Here is a 21191-nt window from a genome sequence, read left to right on the forward strand (position 1 = left end):
GTATGACACCATCCGTAGTACAACGATGGTAGTGAACTGGAACCGATGGCAGTGAACTGATCCGTGCACGGGGTGTCGTCGTGGAGGTGATCATCGTCGGTGCGGGCATCGGCGGGCTGGCCCTGGCGAACGGGCTGGTGGCCGACGGGCACCGGGTCCGGGTGCTGGAAAGGGCACCGGGACCGCGTGCCGACGGCGCGGCGGTGACGATCTTCAGCAACGGCGCGGCAGCGGCCGCCGACCTCAGGGTGCCGCTCGACGGGCTCGGTGGCGACGTCGAGACCCTGGAGTTCCACACCCCGCGTGGGCGCCCCTTCGGGCGTGCGGATCTGCGGGTGATGCGCCGCCGCACCGGCTACGGCGTGGCCACCGTGCCCCGCGCCGCGATCCTCGACCGGTTCACCGGAGCCCTGCCGCCCGGGACCGTGCGCTACGGATGCGCCGTCTCCGACCTGCGGGTGGCGCCCGGTGGCGTGACCGTCACCGGCCTGGCCGAACACGCGGATGCCGGAGATGCGCCCACCAGGGACGCGGACGCCGGAGACGCGCCAATCGGGAACGTGCTGGTCGGTGCCGACGGCTACCGGTCCGCGGTGCGCCGGGTGGTGTTGGACCCGACGCCCGCGAGCCGGAACGGCTGGGTGAGCTGGCAGGGCCTGACCCTGGCACTACCCGAGCTGGCCGGCGGGGTGGCCGCCCGCTGCCTCGTCGGTCCGGCCGGGCTCTGCGGCCTGATGCCGGCCGGCGGTGGACTGCTCCAGTGGTGGTTCGACGTACCCGTGCCGGCGCCCGCCGACCGGCCCGTGCTGGAGTGGCTGCGCGGCAGGTTCGCCTCCTACGCCGAGCCGGTCGGTGAACTGCTGGCCGGGCTCGCCGAGTCGGACGTGCAGGCGTACCCGCACGTCCTGCACCAGGTGCCGGCCCGCTGGGGCACCGGCCCGTCGACCCTGCTCGGCGACGCCGCGCACGCGTTTCCACCGTCGCAGGCCCAGGGCGCCAACCAGGCTCTGGAGGACGCCTGGCTGCTGCGCCGCGCGCTGCGCACACCCGGCGACCCGGTCACCGCCCTGCGCCGGTACGAGCGGATCCGGAGCCGACGGGTACGCCGGATCTCCCGACTGGCGGCGAGCGAGATCACCAACGCGCCACCGGCGGCACCGGCCCGGCTCGCCGGCCGGCTGCTGCCCTCCGCCCTGACCGGACGGCTGCACCTCGCGACGATCCGCAGGTGCAGCAGCGTCCTCAACGACGACCGCGTCTGACCGCGACATGTCCGCCCCCGGCGCCCGCTAAATCGGGACCCGGCCGACGCTCAGCATGTCGATCATCGCGGGCCCGGTGTCGTACGCGGTCACCCCACCGTCGACGGTCAGGCAGGCACCCGTGACCATCCGGGACGCGTCGCTGGCCAGGTAGACCGCCGCGCCGACGAGATCCTCCGGCTCCCCCCACCGCCCCACCGGCACGCTGCGGATCAGGCCATCGGCCAGCTCCGCGTTCCCGGCGAAGCTGCGGGTCAACTGGGTCCGCGTCCAGCCCGGCGCGATCACGTTGACCCGTACTCCACGGGCCGCCCATTCCACCGCGAGGGTGCGGCTCAGCGAGATGACCCCTGCCTTCGCCACCGCGTACGGCGAGAGCATGGGAACACCGTTGTAACCGCCGACCGAGGCCACGTTGATGACCGATCCCCGGCCGACCCCGGTCAGATATCCGCCCACCGCCCGGCACATGTGCGCGACAGAATCCAGATTGGTGCGCATAATCTGCGTCCAGTCCTCCGGCGTCATCTCCAGAAACGGTCCGACATGGCTGAACCCGCCGGCGTTGTTGACCACGATGTCGATCCCGCCGAACTCGTCCCGGGTGGCGGCCACCGCCTGGTCGATCTCATCCGGCCGGTCGATGTCACAGGTGAGCACGGCGGCCCTGCGCCCCGACGCCTCGATTTCCTTCGCCACCTCGGCCAGCGCGGTCGTGCCGCGGGCCAGTACCGCCACGTTCGCACCGGCCTCGGCCAGGCCGAGCGCCACCGCCCGGCCGATGCCCCGGGACGCGCCGGTGACCACGGCGTTCTTGCCGTCCAAACCAAACACTTCGGGCCCCTTCCTCGGGCAGCGCGGACATCGGCGCAGACCATTTCGTTGACCGATTGTCACCAGGTGCCGCCGACGTCACGTCTTCATGCATGCGCAGCCACCGCACGCCAGGAGATGCCTCGCCGTTCGACCCGATACGACGATTCTGGAGTACCGGCGACAGGTCAGCGTCCCCGGTCACGCGCACCTTTTGCCACCCGTCGCGGGAAGGGAAATCGCAATGAGTAGCTCCGTCTCCCCCGTACGCCCGGAAGACGAGAAAGCGGTACGCGATATCGTCGCGCGCATCACCCTCGCGTGGGGTGAGAACGACGCCGACACCCTGGCCACCGTCTACAGCGAGGACGCCTCGATCGTGCTGCCCGGCGCCCATCTGAAGGGGCGCCCGGCCATCCGTGACTGGATGGCGGAGGCCTTCGACGGCAAGTGGAAGGGCACCAACGTGCTCGGTGCGCCGCTGGAGCTGCGGTACATCCGGGACGACGTGATGCTGCTCCTCTCGCAGGGCGGCGCGTACCCGCCGGGCGCCACCGAGGTGCCGGTCGAGCACGCGATCCGGGGCATCTGGGTCTTCGTCAAGCAGGACGGTGAGTGGATCATCACCGGGTACGGGAACACACCGGTCCGCGCCCCGATCCCGCTGCCGGACGGGCCCCGGTGAGTCAGCCGGTGGACGGCGCCGTCGGTGGGCGTGCCGTGGTCCTGGGGGGCAGCATCGCCGGTCTCTTCGCCGGTCAGGTACTCGCCGAGGCGTACCGCGAGGTCGTCGTCGTGGACCGGGACCGCCTGCTCGGCGCTACCGACACCCGGCGCGCCACCCCCCAGGCGTTCCACGCACACGCGCTGCTCGCCCGGGGGCAGCGCGCCATCGAGGAGCTGTTCCCCGGCATCACCGAGGAGTCCCGGGCGGCCGGGGTGCCCACCGGCGACGTGGGCGCCGACCTGCGCTGGGTGATCAACGGCCGGCGGCTGCCGAAGGTGCGGAGCGGACTCGTCTGCCTCGCCATCCCGAGGAGCGCACTGGAGCAACGCACCCGCGATCGGGTCCGGGCCCTGCCGAACGTGACCTTCCGGGAGGGTCACGACGTGCGGGAGCTGGTGACCACGCCGGACCGCCGCCGGGTGACCGGGGCGCGGATAGTCGACCAGCGCGACGGTAGGCCGGAGGTGCTCGCCGCCGACCTGGTGGTGGATGCCACCGGCCGGGGCTCGCGGCTGCCGGTCTGGTTGGCGGAGCTGGGCTACCAACCTCCGGCGGAGGAGCGGATGAGGATCCGGCTCAGCTACACCACCCGGCACTACCGGCTGCCGCTGGGCGTGCTCGGCACGGACCTGGCGTACATCGTCGCGCAGACACCGAGTCACCCGCGCGGCGCCGTCTTCGCGCGGGAGCGGGCCCTGCCGGACGGGGGCGAGCGGTACGTCCTGTCGCTCAACGCCCACCTCGGCGACCAGGCACCCACCGAGCCGGAGGGCTTCCTCGCGTACGCCCGGACGGTGCCGGTGCCGGAGATCCACGATGCGCTGCGGATCGCCGAACCGCTGGACGGAATCCGGGCGTACCAGTTCCCGACGAGCCTGTGGCGGCACTACGAGAAGCTGGCCAGCTTTCCCGACGGCCTGCTGGTGTTGGGGGACGCGATGGCCAGTCCCAACCCGGTCTACGCACAGGGCAACACGATCACCGCCGTCGAGGCGCTGGTGCTCCGCGACCACCTGCGTCGCGGTGTCGAGCCCCGACCCCTGGAGTTCTTCGCCGACGTCGCCCCGACCGTCCGGGCCGCCTGGGACGTCAACGTCCTCGGCGACCTGGCGTACCCGCAGGTGGCCGGCGTACGGACCCCGAGAGTCCGGCTCGGCTGTGCCTACCTTGCCCGGGTGCACCGCGCGGTGGCGGACGACCCGGTGGTGGCGGAGTCCTTCCTGCGGGTGGCCGGGCTGATCGACGGCCCGCAGTCGCTGCTGCGGCCACGGATGCTGGCGCGGGTGCTCGGCCGGCGGCACCCGGCGCCGCTGCCGGCGGTCGCCCCGGCCGCGGTCCCCTCATGATCCCGGGAGATGAGTCATGGAGAGCAACGGCTGCCCCTACGTCATCGACCGCGCCGGGAGCGACATCCTGGCCGAGGCGGCACGGCTGCGCGACCTCGGGCCCGCCGTCCCGGTGGAGCTTCCCGGTGGGGTGATGGCGTGGTCGATCACCAGCTACGCACTGGCCAGACGCCTCTTCGCCGATCCGCGCGTGGTCAAGGACCCGCGCCGGTACTGGCCGGCGTTCGTCGCCGGCGAGATCGGCGACGACTGGCCGCTGATCAGCTGGGTCAAGATGGACAGCATGACGCTGGTCGACGGCGACGACCACCGTCGGCTGCGCGGACTCGTCGCGCCCGATTTCGGCCCACGCCGGATCGAGGCACAGCGTCCACTGGTGGAGCGCATCGTCGCCGACCTGCTGGACCGGCTCGCCGAGCATCCCCCGGACCGGCCGGTCGACCTCCGGGCCAACTACGCCGCGCCGTTGCCGGCGCAGATGATCTGCGAACTCTTCGGCATACCGGAGGAGGCCCGGCCGGAGGTGCTGCGCGGCCTCGAACTCGCCGTCGACACCACCCTGCCGCCGGAGCAGGCCGCGGCCAACCTGGCCCACTGGCAGGTGGCGCTGCGGGATCTGGTGGCCGCCAAGCGGGCGGCCCCGGCCGACGACATGACCAGCCGCCTGGTGCAGGCCCACGACCGGCAGGGGCTGCTCAGCGAGTCCGAACTCGTCGGCTCGTTGTTCAACGTGCTCGGCGCGGGGTCGGAAACGGTGATGAACCTGCTGACCAAGGCCGTCGTCACCCTGCTCACCCAGCCTGGCCAGCGCGAGCTGGTGGCCGCGGGCACCGCGTCCTGGTCCGACGTGATCGAGGAGACGTTGCGGGCGGAGGCGCCGATCGCGCAACTCCCGCTCCGGTTCGCGGCCGAGGACATCGAACTGGACGGAGTCACCATCGCCAAGGGGACGCCGATCCTCATCTGCCTCGCCGCCGCCGGCCGCGACCCCGCGCGGTACGGCGAGAGCGCCGGGACGTTCGACCTCACGCGGCCGGACAAGGAGCACCTGTCGTTCGGCTACGGGGCGCACTTCTGCGTCGGCGCCGCCCTGGCCCGCCTGGAGGCGTCGGTGGCGCTGCCGGCGCTCTTCGAGCGGTTTCCGGAGCTGACTCTCGCGGTCCGGCCGGCGGAGCTGGAGCCGCCCGGCACGTTCATCATGAACGGTCTTCGCGCGCTGCCGGTGTATCTGGCCGGGCCGCCGTCCGGTCGAGCCAACTGATCCGGGTTCCCCAGTGAATGGCGATATGAAGGAGGTAACCGTGTCGACCGGAAACCTGCGCTCGGCGCTGCTCGTCACGACCGTCGCGGTGGCGACCCTGCTCACCACCGCGACGGCGGCGACAGCCGGCCCGGCATCCGCGCACCGTGCGAATCCCTGTCCGTCCCGCTCGCTCTGTCTCTACGAGGGCGCCAACTTCACCGGCGAGATGTTCCCGGTGACATCGCTCGTCCCTGGCGGCACCTGTGTCAGCCTGGTCGACCACGGCTGGGGCGACCGGGCCCACTCGGCGGTCAACACCCACAGCGCCAGTGCCGCGATGTTCATGAACGACGACTGCCTCGGCGGCCCGTACCAGGTGGCCGGCAACTCCAGCCTGACCAGTTTCGGCAGCTTCACCCCGGAGAGTGTCTGGGTCCCGTACCGGGGATCCTGACCACCGGGCCGCGCGGGCGGGCAACTGCGCTTTTTCGAAGTTGGTCAGCTCCGGCACGTCGATATTCTCATTTCCGTGAGTTTCGCGCCGCCGCACTCTGCGACGTGCCCCGTCTCGGAGGGAAGTGCCGACCGTGACCATCAGTCGTGAGATCCATCTGATCGCCCGCCCGCCCGACGATCTGCCGGTACCCGGTGAGGTGGCCATGGTCGAGGTGCCGGTGCCGGCGCCGGGGCCGGGGCAGGCCGTGGTCCGCAACATGTACATGGCGATCGACCCCGGCCTGCTCCAGCGGATGCGTGACCTGAGCGACCTGCACGTGCCGCACTTCCAGCTCGGCGAGCCGATGTGGGGGCACGCCATCGGTGAGGTCGTGGAGTCCGCCGGCCCTGACCTCCGGGTCGGCGACGTGGTCCTGCACCACATGGCGTGGCGGGAGTACGCCGTCGCCGACGCCAAGGAGTTCACCGTCCTCGACACCAGCCGGTACCCGTCGATCTCGCACCATCTCAGCTCGGCGATCGTCTCGTACTGCGGACTGCGCCGGATCGGCATCGAGAAGGGCGACACCGTCGTGGTCTCCAGCGCGGCCGGCGCGGTCGGCAGCGTGGTCGGGCAACTGGCCCGGATCTACGGGGCCAGCCGGGTCGTCGGCAGCGTCGGCTCCGCCGAGAAGGTGCGGTTCGTCACCGAGAAGCTCGGCTTCGACGAGGCGTTCGACTACCACGACGGGTGGCCGGAGGAGCTCGGCGGGGTTGACGTCTACTACGACAACGTCGGTGGCTGGCAACTCGACAGCGCCGTCAACGCCATGCGCCCGCACGGCCGGATCCTGCTCTGCGGAAGTTCGGAGGAGCACAGCACCGGCCGCCCGCACGGGCACCGCACGATGCAGATGGTCATCGGCAAGCGGCTGAACCTGATCGGCTTCACCACCAACGACCATCTGGACCTGCTGCCCGAGTTCGAACGCGAGTTCCCTCCGCTGGTCCGCGACGGCAGGGTGGTGCTGCACGAGACCTTCGTCGACGGTCTCGACGAGTTGATCCCCGCCATCAAGTCCCTGCTCGACGGGGCCTACCTGGGCAAGGTCCTGCTCAGGTTCTGATCGTCCGGACGCGCTGGAATCTAGCCGGAGGGAATCCTGCCGTGACGTCACCCGCAACCGATCCCCAGGTCTCGGTCGTCATCCCCACCTACAACCGACGAGACCAACTGCACGACACGCTGCTGCAGCTGACCCGGCAGCGGCCGGGCACGCCGGAGTTCGAGGTCGTGGTCTCCGACGACGGGTCGTCGGACGACTCGGCGTCGGTGGTGCGGTCCTTCTCGGACCGACTGCGCCTGAAATACCACTTCCAGGCCGACGAGGACAACCGGGTGGCACTCGCCCGGAACGAGGGGGCGCGGCTGGCCTCGTCGCCGATCCTGGTCTTCCTGGACACCGGGGCACTGCCCGGGCCCGACTTCGTCCGGCGGCACGTCCTCGCCCACCAGGACGACGCGGCGCGCTGCGCCCTGCTCGGGTACGCCTACGGGTACAACCCGGAGGCGCCGATGTGGGAGGTGCCGGACATCCTCCGGCAGTACCCGCCGGAGGAGGCGGTACGCCGCTACGGCGAGGTGCCGGAGTTCCTCGACCTCCGGGAGGGGGTACTCGCGCAGTGCGGTGACGACCTGGAGCGGCGCAGCATCCCGTGGCAGGTCTTCTGGACCATCAACTGTTCGGTGCGTGCCGACGACTTCTGGTCGGTGGGCGGCTTCGACGAGAGCCACCGCGGCTGGGCCGTAGAGGATCTGGAGCTCGGCTATCTGCTGCACCGCAGAGGCCTGCCGATCCGGTTCGACCGGTCGGCATGGGTGATCGAGTCGTTGCAGGAGCGCAAGCGGCGCGAGCAGCTCGACCAGTTCAAGCAGAACATGCTCCGCCTGGTGGCCCGGCATCCGGAGCCGGTCATCGAGATCGGCTGGGCGCTCGTCGACGACGACCTCTTCTGGCCGTGGGAGGACGACTACACCGACCTGTTGCGGCACACCCGGGAGGTGCGCGCCCTGGACGTGGCCGCCGAGATCGAGCAGGCGTTGCGCGGCAGCTCGCCGACCGGCACGGTGGCGGTCGTCGGCGCGGGCGGCCACCTCCCGGACTCGCTGCGGCCGGCCACGGTCATGGACTTCGACCGGGAGCTGCTTGACCGGGCCGTACGCGACGGGCGGCACGCCGGGCACCACGCGCTCGGTTTGCGCACCCCGCTGGCCGACCGCTCCGTCGACGTCGTGGTCATCACGTCCCGGCTCGCCGGCCTCTGGGACCGCTGGAAGGACCGGCTGCTGGCCGAGGCGCACCGCGTCGGACGCGAGGTCCGCTGCTTCAGCTGAGCGGCAGGCGGGGTCCTGCCGGGCCGTACGCGAAGACAGGAGGGCTGGCGCCCGCGCCAGCCCTCCTGTTCGTCCGGTGTGTCGCGGCGTCAGAGGTACATCGTGTTCGGCGGGAGCCCGCAGAGGATCCGCCCGTACAGCTCCGCGTTGGTGTTCGGGTGCATCAGCGCGTGCATGTTGAGCGTCTGGATGTCCCGGTCGATGCGCTGGATCGGCACGTCGTCGTAGATGGACGTGCCGCCGCTGCCGGTCTTCAGCACCCCGACCGCCTCCTTGGTCAGCTGGAAGACGCGACCGAGGCCGGCGCGGGCCCGCACCCGGTCGACGAGCTGCCAGGCCTCACCGGTGGCGTACTTCCCGTCCAGCAGATCCGTCAGCCGCCGGCCGTGGAACTCGGCCTCGTCGATCTTCGTGGCCGCCTCGGCGACCTGGAAGTGCGTGATCGGCGCGTCCCGCTGGCTCGTGTACTCGGTGTAGGTGATCTTCCGCTCGCCGAGCCGGTCGAGGAACGCCTCCAGCGCGGCCTTCGCCAGTCCGACCGCGGTCGCGGCGAAGGTGGCACAGCCGGTCGGGATCAGTGGCTGGCGGAACAGCGGTGACCCGGCGTTGCACTGCGAGGCGTACTGCTCGGAGAGGATCGCCACCATCGGCATGACCCGGTGGTGCGGCACGAAGACCTGCTTCGCGACCGTGGTGACGCTGCCGGTGCCCCGCAGCCCGGCCGTGTGCCAGTCGTCGACTATCTCCAGCTCCGACATCGGGACCAACGCCAGGAGCGGCCACTGCGAGCCGTCGGGAGCGGGCCCCATGGCGAGGATCGCCTGCCACTGGCTGTGCAGCGCGCCGCTGATGAACCGCCATTGCCCGTTGACCACCATGCCGCCCTCGGTCGGCTCGGCGCTGGCGGTCGGGCTGAGTACCCCGCAGACCCGCACGTCCGGCTCGGCGAAGACCTCGTCCTGCGCCTCGTCGGGGAAGAGGCCGGCGATCCAGTTGCTGATCGACCACACGGCCGCGTTCCACCCGGCCGAGCCGTCGCTGCCGCTGATCCGGCTGATCACCTCGAGGACGGTGCCGGCGTCGCTCTCGTACCCCCCGTAGCGGGCGGGCACCCGCATCCGGAAGATCCCGGCGGCCGACATCGCCTCGATGACCTCGTCGTGCAGCCGCCTGTGCTGGTCCGTCCAGGCCGCGTGCGACCGCAACAGGGGTACGAGTTCCTCGGTCCGCCGGACAAGCTCCATTCCTTGCGGAACGGCGGTTTCCAGCCCTGACGGAACGTCCTTCTCCGTCCTCGGTGGAACGTCGGTTCTCAACACCATGACCTCCTGAGACCTCCGGCAGAAGTGGGCCGGCCGACCCGGCCGGCCCACTTAGTAACGTGACATTTCGCCACCAACCACGCACCTTCCCGAGTGCGCAATGCACGACCCCGTCAGGTCGTCGCCGACACCGGACGGTTGCGGTCGGCGAAGGCGATCAACCGGGCGTTGAGCACCACGCCGACCAGCAACGGCACGAGCCCGGCCAGGGTCCAACCGAGGCCGACCAGCTCGGCGGACCATCCCACCAGCGCCGGGCCGATCAGGATGCCCGCGTAGGTGAAGGTGCTGAAGCGGGAGATGAACGTCGCGGCGCCCGGCCCATCGCCGCCGGCGTGCCCGACCGCGCTGAAGACCAGCGGCAGCAGCACCGACCCGCCGAGACCGAGCAGCCCGAACCCGGCGATCGCGACCGTCGGCGACGGAGCCAGCAGGACGACCAGGAGGCCGCAGACGGCCACGACGCCGCCGGCCCGGAAGAGCGCCGGCGCCCCGTAGCGCACGTGCAGCCGGTCACCGACAAGCCGGCCGGCCGTCTGGCAGGCGGTGAACGCGGTGAGGCCCAGCGGGGCGAGCGCGAGCGTCGCGCCGTGGTAGTCGTGCAGGAAGACACCGCTCCAGCTGATCACGGTGGCCTCGGAGACCATCGTGACGAAGCCGATCGCGCCGAAGAGCAGCAGCGTCCTGGTCCAGCCGGCCCGCCAGCCCACCCGAACCCGCTTGCGGTCCGGGGAGCGCGGGACGTGGTCGGCCGAGGGCGGAAGCAGCCATGCGGTGATCAGCATGCCGACGACCAGGAGCACCGCGCCGACCGCCAGGAAATGGCCGGTCGGCGAGACGCCGGCCCGGGTGAACCCGGCGGCCAGGAGCGAGCCGGTCGCCGCGCTGACGCTCCAGGCCGCGTGGCAACCGTTCATGATCGGGCGGCCCCGCACTCGTTCCACCGCGACGGCGTGGGCGTTCATGGCGACGTCCAGGACCCCCATCACGGTACCCAGTACGAGCACCGCCGCGGCGAGCTGGAGGGCGTCGCCGGCCAGGCCGACGCCGACCAGGGCCACCGGCAGCCCGACCAGGGTCAACCGGATGACGCGGACGCTGCCGAACCGGGCCACGAAGACCCCGACGAACTGCATCGTGAGCACCGCAGCCACGCCGTAGACCGTCAGGATGAGACCGAGCTCGCCGTCGCTGAGCGCGTGCTCGGTCTTCAGTCCCGGCAGCCGGGCTATGTAGCTGGTCATCAGCAGGCCGTTGACGAAGAAGACGGCCGTGACGGCCCAGCGGGCCCGGACCGCCACGGCGGTGCCGATCGGCTGCCGCTCCTCCGCCTCGAGAAGGTGATCGCTCATACCTTGGACCACATCCTCAGTAGCGGTCGTGGTGGCGCAGCCAGCCGGCCTTGTCCTGGATAAGCGGCCGGCCCTGCGGGGTGAGCTCCAGGTAGTTGTCGATGCCGTGCAGCAGCGCGGCACCCTCCCCGTACGTCGAGTAGGTGTGGTAGACAGCGCCGCCGTCCTGGACGAAGACGCTGAGGCCGCCCGCCTCGCCCTCGGTCGGTCCCCCGGTCCGCTCCAGCGTGGCCCGGTCCTGGAAGTTGTACTCGACCGGAGCCACCGCCTCGTCCAGCGTGACGTGGAAGTCGTAGTTGAAGTCGCTGCCGTGGGAGGAATACCACGGCACGCTCCAGCCCATCCTGGCCCTGAACGACTCGATCTTCGGGAACGGCGCGCGGGACACCAGCGCGAGCGCGGTGTCCCGGGCGTGCAGGTGCGACAGGTGTCCGATGTTGTCGACCAGGTACGAGCAGAACTTGCAACCGTGCTCCCAGGCCGGGTCGAACATGAAGTGGTAGACGATCAGCTGGCGGCGCCCGGCGAAGAGGTCGAGCAGCTCGACCCTGCCGTCCGGGCCGTCGAAGACGTACTTCTTCTCCAGCCGCACCGCCGGCAGTGCCCGCCGCTGCGCGGCCACCTCCGCCAACCGGCGGGCGGCCTCCTCCTCGTCGGCCAGCAGCTGCCTGCGGGCGACCAGCCAGTCTTCCCTCGACGCCACCTGTACGTCGCTCATCTCGCTCTCCTCTTCCGCCTCGACGGGCTTTCATAGGTAGGTCGGAGCCGAGGGGCCGGAGGACGACAACCGGAGGGGTTTCCGGCGGGAGTCCTGCGGCCCCGTGCCGCTGGATGGCCGAGCGGATAACAGAGTCCTACGCGGCCCCGGCGGCAGCGCGCGGCCCCGGCCGCAGCCCTACGCTCCGGCGACCGGCGCGGGCCGGATCTCGTCGTCCTCGGGGGCGGGGGCCGCCACCCGGCGGGCGGGAAGCGCCACCGCGAAGGCGAGCGCGACCACCGCGAACACCACGCAGGCGACGAAGCCGGCCCGGAAGCCGTTGGTGAGCGCGCTGGGCTGGTCGGCCCCGGTGGAGAAGGAGACGGCCACGGTCGACACGATGGCGATACCGAACCCGCCGCCGACCTGGAACGCGGCGTGGACCAGCCCGGAGGCCAGGCCGGATTCCGACTCCGCGACCCCGGTGAGCGCGACGATCGAGGCGGTGGTGTGCGCGACGCCCAGGCCGAGACCGAAGATCACGAAGGGGAAGAAGAGGTCGCCGAGGTAGTCACCCCGGACATTGATCATGATCAACAACGCGCACGCGACGCCGAGCATCACCACACCGGGTACGGCGGCCGGCCGGAACCCGCGCCGGGTGACCACCGCCTGCCCGATGTACGCGCCCACGACGGCCATCACCGGCATGATCGAGCCCAGGAAGCCGTACTCGATCGCCGAGTACCCCAGCACCTGCTGCCCGTAGAGGGAGGAGAGGAAGGAGAGCGAGAAGACCAGCATCGCGACGACGGCCATCAGCAGGTTCCCGGTCGCGACCGTACGCATCCGCAGGGTGCGCAGCGGCACCAGCGGCGCACTGGACCGCGCCTCGATCCCGACGAAGACGACGCCGAGGACGACGACCAGGGCGAGCAGGCCGGTGGTCTGCATGCTCGACCAGCCTGCCGCCGGCGCCTCGGAGATCGCGTAGACGAGCGCCACCAGTGCCGCGGTGCTGGTCAACGCGCCGGCGAAATCGAACGTCCGGCGCCGCCCGTGGTCCCGACTCTCCCGCAGCACCAGCGGGCTGACCAGCAGCAGGACCAGCACCACCGGCACGTTCACCAGGAACACCGACTCCCAGCCGAGATTGCTGGTGAGCCAGCCACCGACCAGCATGGCCGTGGTGGCGCCGATGCCACCCACGGCCGACCAGGCGGCGATGGCCTTGTTGCGCTCGGCTCCCTCCTCGAAGGTGCGCATGAGGATCGACAGCGCGCTCGGCACCATCATCGCCGACGAGATCCCGTGCACGGCCCGGGCCGCGATCATCACCTCGGCGTTCCAGGCGAACCCGGAGACCAGTGAGGTGAGCAGGAAGCCGATCAGGCCGGCCATGAAGATCCTGCGCCGGCCCAGCAGGTCCGCCGAACGGCCGCCGAGCAGCAGCAGACCTCCGAAGGTGAGCAGGTTGGCGGTGAGGATCCACTGTGCCGCGCTGGCTTCAAGCGCCAGCGCCGACTGGATCGCCGGCATGCCGACGATGACGATCTGCGAGTCGAGAATCACCATGAAGCTGGCGCAGCAGAGCACGACGAGCGCGCTCCAGCGACGCGGATCGCGCTCGCCGTGCCCGGCAGGTGTTGCGGTTACCCCGGCTGGTTCCATCTCCGCTCCTCCTCGTTACACCGATCGGCACGACGGTCGGCGCAGCGACGGTGCTGGCGGCGGCCGACGGGCCGGCTCAACCTCCGTTCGACCGGCGCAGGGCCGGAAACAACACCCGCGAGACCATCGCGGGTCGCATCAGGGTCTCCGGCCGGTCGACGAGACCGGCCACCCGCATGAAGGCGTGCGAGACGACCGCGTCCTCGGTGGCCGCCCGCTGCAACCGGGGCATGTAGGCGTTCCCCATCCGTACCTTGAGAGTGCGGCGGCCGGCGACGCCCGGAAAGCCGAGGTCGCCGCCGGCGGACATGTCCCAGGGCGGGTCGATCGCCCGGGCCAGGTCGCGGAAGTACCGCTGCGGCCGCCGCGCGCCGTCGGCGAGGTACTGGCGCAGCACGACCGCCCCGATCGCCGCCACCGTCATCCCCTGCGCGTAGATCGGGTTGAAGACGCACGCCGCGTCGCCCACCACGAGCAGCCCCTCCGGCAACCGGGCCAGCCGCTCGTAGCGGCGGCGGATGCTGCTGGGGAAGTGGAAGGAAACCGGGTTCGTCAGCGGCTCCGCCCGGCTGACCGACTCGAAGATCTGCGGCACCGGGAGCGAGCGGACGTACTCGAGGAAACCCTCCGGATCGGTGGGTGCGCGGTCGCCGAGAATCCCGTTGAGCGAGACCGAGTAGCGGCCGGGCAGCCGGGCGAAGGTCGCCCCGCGCGGGTTGCCGGGGGTCGCGACCGAGATGATCGCGATGTCGTCGCCGATGGGGTCCGTCGCCAGCGGCGCCCTGAAGTCGCACGTCGTGTAGGTCAGGTCCATCCTGACCTGCTCCTCCTCGACGCGCGGATAGCCCAGCTCGGCCAACCAGCGCGGGGTTCGCGAGCCACGCCCCGTGGCGTCGACGACCAGGTCCGCCGGGAGCGACTGGCGGCCGCCGGGACCGTCGTCGTCGCGCCGGTGCACCGAGACACCGGTGATCCGGCCGCCGTCCGGGCTCGCCTCGAGCCCGACGACGTCGGTCCGGTCCAGAAGGGCGACATTGGACAGTTCACCGACCCTGGCCCGCATCCGCTCCTCCAACAGCCAGCGGCCGGGCGAGATGCACACCAGGTCGGTCTCCACCTTGCGGATCATCCGGCCGTTGAAGTGCCAACCCAGGCTGGTACCGAAGTCGCGGGTCGGGACGCCACCGGCCGCCATCTCCTTGGTGAAGCCCGGAAACAGCTCCTCCAGGATCTGCTGGCCCCGGGCGAGCAGTCCGTGGATGTGGTGTCCCTGTGGTACGGCGCGGCGCGGACCGGTCGCGCCGACCAACTGGTCACGGTCCACCACCGTCACGGTGCGGTAGAAGTCCGCGAGGACCCGGGCGGCGAAGAGTCCTGCGACACTCCCGCCCAGCACCACCGCCCGGTCACCGACATGTTCGTTCAAGGGGGACCTCCCGGGGCTCCGCCGCCGTCCAGGCGACTGTCACACCGCGGCCGGATGCCGCGCATCTTCGCCGTTGCTGTCACGCGGATACACCGCACGTGTCCGGCCTCCGGCGTACACCGGAAACTGATAGCCTCCCGGCGGTGACCTGACCTTCACGAAGGGTGGCGACGGTGAAGTACCTGTTGATGGTGTGCGTCGACGAATCCGTCCAGCCGAGTCCGGAGGCGGCCGAGGCCGAGGTCAAGGCCGCGACCGCGTGGGTTCAGGACCTGCAGGCCCGCGGCGTACGGGTGATCGGCGACCGCCTCCGCCCGACCAGCGAGGCCACGACGGTGCGGGTACGCGACGGTGAGCTGCTCGTCTCGGACGGCCCGTTCGCCGAGACGAAGGAGCAGCTGGCCGGCTTCGACGTCATCGACTGCGCCAGCCTCGAGGAGGCGGTCCAGGTGGCGTCCGCCCACCCCGGCGCCCAGATCGGCACCGTGGAGTTGCGGCCGTTCTGGCACGGGTGACGGCAGCCGGGGACCGGTGACGACATCCCGCGCCGGAAACCGCTACCGCGCCTCGCCGCCCACCAGGCGCGCCGCCCGGTCCTCCAGGTAGCGCCGCTCCAGCAGGCTCGCCGTCCGGCGCGCCGCCAGCCGGTAGCACGTCTGCGCCGCCGGGTGGTCGCCCGCCATCTCCAGCAGGTGCGCCCGGGTGGCCTCCAACCGGTGGTGCCCGGCGAGCCGGTCGTCGGCGGCGAGCCCGCCGAGCAGGCCGAGCGCCGCCTGCGGGCCGTGCACCATGGCCACCGCCACGATGCGGTTCAGCGCCACCACCGGGCTGGGCGAGACCCGCTGCAACAGGTCGTAGAGGGCGAGAATCTGCGGCCAGTCGGTCTCCTCGGCGCGCGCCGCCTCCGCGTGCACGGCCGCGATCGCGGCCTGGAGCTGGTACGGCCCGGCCGGTCCGGTCGGCAGGGTGCTGGTCAGCAGCGATATCCCCTCCCGAATGGCGGCCTGGTCCCAGCGGCTGCGATCCTGCTCGCCGAGCGGGATCAGCGTGCCGTCCGCCCGGGTACGCGCCGCGCGCCGGGCGTCGGTGAGCAGCATCAGCGCCAGCAACCCGGCGACCTCGCCGGCCGCCGGCCGGAGGCGGTGCACCTCCCGGGTCAGCCGGATGGCCTCCCCGGTCAACTCGCCGCGTTGCAACTGCGGCCCGGAGGTCGCGGTGTAACCCTCGTTGAAGATCAGATAGAGCACGTGCAGCACGACCCGCAGCCGGTCGGGCAGTTCCTGCCTGGGTGGCAGCTGGAACGGGATGCCGCTGGCCCTGATCCGCTGCTTCGCCCGGCGGATCCGCTGCGCCATGGTCGACTCGCTGGTCAGGAACGCCTTGGCGATCTGATCCGTGCTCAGGCCGCCGACGGCACGCAGCGTGAGCGCGGCCTGGGCGGGTGGGGAGAGCGAGGGGTGGCAGCAGAGGAAGAGGAGTCGCAGGGTGTCGTCCTGGTCCTCCGGGCGTTCGGCGTCCGGGCCGGGCACCCACTGCTCGTCCGCCGGCAGCCGCGCCGCCGTCGTCGCCTCCCTGCGCCGGCGGGCGACCTCGCTGCGGTACTGGTCCGTGAGGCGGCGCGCCGCCACGGTCGTCAGCCACCCGCGAGGGCTCTCCGGCACGCCCTCGACGGGCCACTGCAGCGCGGCTGCCAGCAGCGCCTCCTGGACCGCGTCCTCGCAGGCGTCGAAGTCGCCGTGCCGGCGTACGAGCGTGGCGAGCACCTGGGGCGCCGACCGGCGCAGCAGGTCGGCGAGTCCGCCGTCGGTTTCCATGGCTCCATGATGCAACGACCGGCCTGGTCACGGGCCCCGGGCGGGCGAGGTCGGGGCGGCTGGCAGACCAGCAAGTTGGAAGAAAAATCCACCCTGACCGGCGTCTATGGTGAGGACGTGATCGAGCGATCCGGGCATCCGGGCACCGATCGAGCGGCGCAGGAGCGACCGCAGTTCTCCTGATTCCCGGTGCCCGCTGCTCACATCCGGTTGATGACGCGGATCGGCCACGGGAGGTACCGACCATGGAACAGGCTGTCTGCCCCTACGTCCTCGACCCGCAGGGTCAGGACACCCACGCGGAAACCGATCGGCTGCGCGAGCAAGGTCCCATCGCCCGGGTGGAACTCCCGGGCGGCGTCCTCGCCTGGTCGGTGCACAGCTACGAACTCGCCAAGCAGATCCTCATCGACGAGCGGTTCTCCAAGAACCCGCGCCGGAGTTGGCCCGCGTTCGTCAACGGGGAGATCCCGCCGGACTGGCCGCTGATCACCTGGGCGGTCATGGACAACATGGCCACCCACGACGGTGCCGACCACACCCGGCTGCGCGGGCTGCTCCTCAAGGCGTTCACGACCCGCCGGGTCGAGGCCATGGCGCCGCAACTGGAGACGACGGCGAAGGAACTCCTCGACGCGCTGGCCACCGCCGGCCCCGACGAGGTGGTGGACCTGAAGACCCGGTACTGCCAGGCGCTTCCGGCGATCATGATGTGTGACCTCTTCGGCGTGCCGGAGGAGGCCCGCGCCGACGTGCTGCGCGGCGGGCACGTCAACGTGGACACCAGGATCACCCCGGAGGAGGCGGCCGCCAACGTCGACCAGTGGACCAAGGCGATCGCCGATCTCGTGGTGCACAAGCGGCAGTTCCCCGGCGACGACCTCACCACGGCGCTGATCGCGGCCCGGGACGAGGACGGCGGCCGGCTGACCGACGACGAGCTGATCGGGACGCTGCACCTGATGCTCGGCGCCGGCTCGGAAACCATGGTCAACTCCCTCAGCCACGCCATCGTCGCGGTCCTCGACGATCCTTCGTTGCGCGCCAAGGTGATGGCCGGCGAGGTCTCCTGGAACGACGTGATGGAGGAGACCCTGCGGGTGGAGTCCCCCGTCGCGCACCTGCCGTTCCGTTTCGCCACCGAGCGCTTCGAGATCGGCGGCGTGACGATCGAGCAGGGCGACCCGGTGATGATCGACTACGCCGGACTCGGGCGGGACCCGGAGCTGCACGGCGAGACCGCCTGCGTCTTCGACGCCACCCGCAAGGACAAGACGCACCTCTCCTTCGGCCACGGCGTGCACTACTGCCTCGGCGCCCGGCTGGCCAAGCTGGCAACCCTGATCATGCTGCCGGCGCTCTTCGAGCGCTTTCCCCACCTGGAACTGGCGACGCCGAAGGACCAGCTCGAACCGCAGGGCACCTTCATCATGAACGGCCGCCGCGACGTCCCGGTCTACCTCTGGGGCCGGGTGAGCGTATGAGGCCCTTCCGGATCGCGGTCCCGCAGGCCGACCTGGACGACCTCGCACGGCGGCTGGCCAACACCCGCTGGCCGTCCGAGATGCCCGACTGCGGATGGGACCGCGGCGTACCGCTGGACTATCTCAGGGAGCTGACCGAATACTGGCGCACCAGCTACGACTGGCGGGCGGCGGAGGCGAAGCTGAACTCGTACCCGCAGTTCACCACCGAGATCGACGGCGCCAACGTGCACTTCATGCACGTCCGGTCGCCGGAGCCGACCGCGGTGCCCCTGCTGATCAGCCACGGCTGGCCCGGCTCCGTCGTCGAGTTCCTCGACGTCATCGGTCCGCTCACCGACCCCCGGGCGCACGGCGGGAATCCGGCCGACGCCTTCCACCTGGTCGTCCCGGCCCTGCCCGGCTTCGGCTTCTCCGGCCCGGCCCGCGAGCCGGGCTGGAACGTCCCCCGGATCGCCGCCGCGTGGGCGGAGCTGATGCGGCGGCTCGGCTACCAGCGGTACATCCCGCAGGGCGGCGACGTGGGCGCCTGGATCACGCTCACCCTCGCCGGACTCGACGCCGAGCACGTCTTCGGGGCGCACGTGAACTTCCTCTTCACCGCTCCCCCGCCGGACCCGGCGGCGCTGGCGGGCCTCGCACCAGGCGACCGGGAACGCCTGGAGCTGCTGGCGAGGTTTCTCGCCGACGGCTCCGGCTACATGCTGCTCCAGGCCACCCGCCCGCAGACGCTGGCGTACGGCCTCACCGACTCGCCGGTCGGGCAGCTCGCCTGGATCGTCGAGAAGTTCCGGGAGTGGAGCGACTCGGCGAAGGTCCCCGAGGACGCGATCGACCGGGACAGGATCCTGACCAACGTCATGCTCTACTGGCTGACCGCGACCGCCGGCTCCTCCGCCCAGTTCTACTACGAGACGGCCGACCAGCTCCCGACGGCCGCGACCCCACCGGCCGCACCGCCGCCGCTGCCCGTGCCGCTCGGCGTGGCCGTCTTCCCGCGCGACTCGGCCCGGCCGGTCCGGCGCTTCGCCGAGGCGGCGTTCCCGAACATCGTGCAGTGGCACGAGTTCGACCGGGGTGGCCACTTCGCCGCCCTGGAGGAGCCCGACCTCTTCGTCGACGACCTCCGCGCGTTCGCCCGGTTGGTGACGCGGTAGCTGCGCATCGGAGAAGGTGCCACGGTGTCACCTCGGTGGCACCGTGGCACCGCCGCGCGCGGCCCGGTCGGTCAGTTGTCCGGCATGTGGACGGTACGCAGGAAGGCGGGCAGCAGCCACGGGCGCGGGCCGCGTACGACGAGCCGGCCGGTCAGCGCCGCTCGCAGCCGGGACATCCGGCCGAAGAGCACCAGGTTCAGCGTCGGCGGGTGGAAGGAGAGCCGCACGTCGTCGCCGGGGCTCGGCTCGGCGATCGTCACCCGACCCCGGTTGCCCGGGTGCCGGCCGCTGCCGTCCAGGACCATCGTGACCGGGCTGGTGTAACGGGACCGGAACTGCACGGCGATCCGCCGGGGCGGCGGGGGTGCCGTGCCGTCGAGCAGGGCGCCGTAGCCGTAGGAGGTGACGCCGGCGAGGAAGAGCTCGACGAAGAGGCCGGCGTCGCGGGGCGGAATCCGCCACGGCAGCGAGTGGGCGCGGGCGATGTCCCAGCCGTGGATCAGCAGCTCGTTGGTCAGGTGGGCCAGCAGGCCGCCGAGCGGGAGCCGGGACTCGCCCAGCCAGTCGACCGCCTCGGTCGGATCGCGCCCGTCCGTGGCCCGGAGCACCACCCGGACGTGCTCGCGGAGCCGGTCCGCCAACGGGGCGAGGTCACGTTCCAGGACGTACCGGCGCAGCAGCAGGTCGTTGAAGTCCCGCACGGTGTCGACCTGGGTCGCCCGTAGCTGCCGCTCCAGGGCGGCGTCCCGGATGGCGGCGCCGGGCTCGACCATGGTCTCGCAGGCCCAGGCGAGCGAGACCATGTGCGCGGCCGTCTGCGCCACCGACCACGACCGGGTCGCCCGGACCGCCGGGTCCGGGGTGGCGACGAGCAGCTCCGCGAACCCGTCACCGGCCCGCAGCATCGCGTCGCGGGTCTCCTGCCACTGTCCGTCGGAAATGATCACGTCGCCTCCAGTACGGCGGCCGTGCCGGCGAGCCGGTCCGGGATGTGCCCGGCCCGGTGCAGCCAGCGGACGGTGTCGCGCAGCGTGGTCTCGAAGGTGGTGTGTGCCGGACCGAGGAGCCGATCGGTGGCGGCGGTGTCGACGGCGCGACCGACCAGGCAGGTGTAGATGGCGCCGTACTCCGCCGGGATGTGCGCCGGCACCAGCCGCTGGACGAGGTCGGTCAGTGCACCGACCGGCAGCATGGCGGCGGCCGGGAGGTGCAGGGCGGGCAGCGTCCGGCCGGTGACCCTGCGCAGCACCCGGACGAACTCGCGGGTGCTGACGTACCGGCCCTGGGCGAGGAACCGGCGGGGTCCCCGGCCCGGCGTCAGCACGGCGGCGTGCAGCCGGGCGACGTCCCGGACGTCGCCGACCGGAAAGCCGCCCGACGGCCACATCGGCATCAGGCCGCGCAGGGCGTTGCGGACCCGGGTGGCCTGGTCGCCCAGCTTCGGGTCGTCCGGGCCGAGGGTGGCCAGCGGATAGGTGATCACCACCGGGGCAGCGGCCCGCTGCGCCCGCCGGGCCGCCTCCTCCGCGCGGGCCTTCGTCGCCATGTACGCCTCGCGCGGCGCCCCGACCGGAGACTCGGTGTGCAGCGGTGCCGAGTCGGCCGGAAGCAGAGCGGCGAAGCTCGACACGTACACGATCGGGTCGGCACCGGCCGCCACGGCGGCGTCGAGCACCAGCTCGGTGCCGCGGACGTTGACCGCCCGCATCGCGGCCCGGTCCCGGCTGTCGAAGCTGTAGACCGAGGCGGCGTGCAGCACCGCGTCGCAGCCCCGCACCGCCCGCGCGACGGCGCCCGGGTCGGTGACGTCGCCCCGGACCGGTTCGACGGCGCCCGGGGCGACGCCGAGCGGTCCGAGCGCGGGAGCGACCGTGGCCGGATCGCGGACCAGTAGGCGTACCCGGTGACCCGCGCGCAGGATCTCCGCCACCGAGTGGGAGCCCAGGAATCCGGTGCCCCCGGTTACCAAAACCAGCACGTTGCCATCGTCCAGTCCCGGCCCACCGGCCGATAGGTCGAGCATTCTCGATATGGGAGGGGGCCGTGC

General features: G+C 71.7%; 19 protein-coding genes. 10 read left to right on the forward strand and 9 right to left on the reverse strand.

Features of this window, described 5'->3' with window-relative positions; genetic code table 11:
* Window positions 1-80 precede the first annotated feature (80 nt).
* Window positions 81-1262, forward strand: a complete 1182-nt coding sequence (locus ACN28C_RS30990; RefSeq protein WP_422771027.1) for an FAD-dependent oxidoreductase — start codon at window positions 81-83, stop codon at window positions 1260-1262.
* 27 nt (window positions 1263-1289) lie between these two features.
* Here the strand turns inward: ACN28C_RS30990 and ACN28C_RS30995 are convergent, their stop codons facing one another.
* Window positions 1290-2096, reverse strand: coding sequence for an SDR family NAD(P)-dependent oxidoreductase (locus tag ACN28C_RS30995; RefSeq protein ID WP_422771028.1), 807 nt, complete (start codon window positions 2094-2096; stop codon window positions 1290-1292).
* A 223-nt stretch (window positions 2097-2319) separates the two neighbouring features.
* Here ACN28C_RS30995 and ACN28C_RS31000 point away from each other — a divergent pair, with 223 nt between their 5' ends.
* The 6 genes from ACN28C_RS31000 (at window position 2320) to ACN28C_RS31025 (ending at window position 8221) form a co-directional block, all read left to right on the forward strand.
* A complete protein-coding gene (locus ACN28C_RS31000; protein WP_422771029.1) occupies window positions 2320-2760 on the forward strand; it encodes an SgcJ/EcaC family oxidoreductase in 441 nt (146 codons plus the stop codon).
* Window positions 2757-4148, forward strand: a complete 1392-nt coding sequence (locus tag ACN28C_RS31005; RefSeq protein ID WP_422771030.1) for an FAD-dependent oxidoreductase — start codon at window positions 2757-2759, stop codon at window positions 4146-4148. The genes ACN28C_RS31000 and ACN28C_RS31005 overlap by 4 nt, the downstream gene beginning before the upstream one ends.
* Window positions 4149-4164: 16 nt before the next feature.
* A complete protein-coding gene (locus ACN28C_RS31010) occupies window positions 4165-5409 on the forward strand; it encodes a cytochrome P450 family protein (protein WP_422771031.1) in 1245 nt (414 codons plus the stop codon).
* Window positions 5410-5449: 40 nt separating this feature from the next.
* Window positions 5450-5845 (forward strand): peptidase inhibitor family I36 protein, encoded by a 396-nt coding sequence (locus tag ACN28C_RS31015; protein WP_422771032.1) that lies wholly within the window; start codon window positions 5450-5452, stop codon window positions 5843-5845.
* 133 nt (window positions 5846-5978) lie between these two features.
* On the forward strand, window positions 5979-6953 hold the full coding sequence (locus ACN28C_RS31020) for a zinc-binding dehydrogenase (RefSeq protein ID WP_422771033.1): 975 nt from the start codon (window positions 5979-5981) through the stop codon (window positions 6951-6953).
* A 41-nt stretch (window positions 6954-6994) separates the two neighbouring features.
* Window positions 6995-8221 (forward strand): glycosyltransferase, encoded by a 1227-nt coding sequence (locus ACN28C_RS31025; protein WP_422771034.1) that lies wholly within the window; start codon window positions 6995-6997, stop codon window positions 8219-8221.
* 89 nt (window positions 8222-8310) lie between these two features.
* Here ACN28C_RS31025 and ACN28C_RS31030 read toward each other — a convergent pair whose 3' ends face one another.
* From ACN28C_RS31030 to ACN28C_RS31050, 5 genes are all read right to left on the reverse strand, one after another.
* Window positions 8311-9465 carry an acyl-CoA dehydrogenase family protein gene (locus tag ACN28C_RS31030; protein ID WP_422774878.1) on the reverse strand — a complete coding sequence of 385 codons (1155 nt, stop codon included), beginning with the start codon at window positions 9463-9465 and terminating at the stop codon, window positions 8311-8313.
* A 191-nt stretch (window positions 9466-9656) separates the two neighbouring features.
* Window positions 9657-10895 carry an MFS transporter gene (locus ACN28C_RS31035; protein ID WP_422771035.1) on the reverse strand — a complete coding sequence of 413 codons (1239 nt, stop codon included), beginning with the start codon at window positions 10893-10895 and terminating at the stop codon, window positions 9657-9659.
* A 16-nt stretch (window positions 10896-10911) separates the two neighbouring features.
* Window positions 10912-11613 (reverse strand): DUF899 domain-containing protein, encoded by a 702-nt coding sequence (locus ACN28C_RS31040; protein ID WP_422771036.1) that lies wholly within the window; start codon window positions 11611-11613, stop codon window positions 10912-10914.
* 177 nt (window positions 11614-11790) lie between these two features.
* A complete protein-coding gene (locus tag ACN28C_RS31045) occupies window positions 11791-13263 on the reverse strand; it encodes an MFS transporter (protein WP_422771037.1) in 1473 nt (490 codons plus the stop codon).
* A gap of 76 nt (window positions 13264-13339) precedes the next feature.
* Window positions 13340-14689, reverse strand: a complete 1350-nt coding sequence (locus ACN28C_RS31050) for an FAD-dependent oxidoreductase (protein ID WP_422771038.1) — start codon at window positions 14687-14689, stop codon at window positions 13340-13342.
* 173 nt (window positions 14690-14862) lie between these two features.
* Between ACN28C_RS31050 and ACN28C_RS31055 the strand changes: the two genes are divergently transcribed.
* Window positions 14863-15204, forward strand: coding sequence for a YciI family protein (locus tag ACN28C_RS31055; RefSeq protein WP_422771039.1), 342 nt, complete (start codon window positions 14863-14865; stop codon window positions 15202-15204).
* A 42-nt stretch (window positions 15205-15246) separates the two neighbouring features.
* Here ACN28C_RS31055 and ACN28C_RS31060 read toward each other — a convergent pair whose 3' ends face one another.
* Window positions 15247-16503, reverse strand: a complete 1257-nt coding sequence (locus tag ACN28C_RS31060; protein ID WP_422771040.1) for an RNA polymerase sigma factor — start codon at window positions 16501-16503, stop codon at window positions 15247-15249.
* A gap of 245 nt (window positions 16504-16748) precedes the next feature.
* On the opposite strand from ACN28C_RS31060, the gene ACN28C_RS31065 reads away from it, so the two are divergent.
* On the forward strand, window positions 16749-17987 hold the full coding sequence (locus ACN28C_RS31065; RefSeq protein ID WP_422771041.1) for a cytochrome P450 family protein: 1239 nt from the start codon (window positions 16749-16751) through the stop codon (window positions 17985-17987).
* Window positions 17984-19144: an epoxide hydrolase family protein gene (locus ACN28C_RS31070; protein ID WP_422771042.1), complete on the forward strand. Its 1161-nt coding sequence runs from the start codon at window positions 17984-17986 to the stop codon at window positions 19142-19144. The genes ACN28C_RS31065 and ACN28C_RS31070 overlap by 4 nt, the downstream gene beginning before the upstream one ends.
* Before the next feature lie 71 nt (window positions 19145-19215).
* On the opposite strand, the gene ACN28C_RS31075 is transcribed toward ACN28C_RS31070, so the two are convergent.
* Both ACN28C_RS31075 and ACN28C_RS31080 read right to left on the reverse strand, forming a co-directional pair.
* Window positions 19216-20091: a hypothetical protein gene (locus tag ACN28C_RS31075; protein ID WP_422771043.1), complete on the reverse strand. Its 876-nt coding sequence runs from the start codon at window positions 20089-20091 to the stop codon at window positions 19216-19218.
* A complete protein-coding gene (locus ACN28C_RS31080; RefSeq protein WP_422771044.1) occupies window positions 20088-21167 on the reverse strand; it encodes an NAD-dependent epimerase/dehydratase family protein in 1080 nt (359 codons plus the stop codon). Before ACN28C_RS31080 ends, ACN28C_RS31075 begins: the two co-directional genes overlap by 4 nt.
* Between the last annotated feature and the right edge of the window lie 24 nt (window positions 21168-21191).

Source organism: Plantactinospora sp. WMMC1484 (assembly GCF_049315195.1).
GTDB lineage: Bacteria > Actinomycetota > Actinomycetes > Mycobacteriales > Micromonosporaceae > Plantactinospora.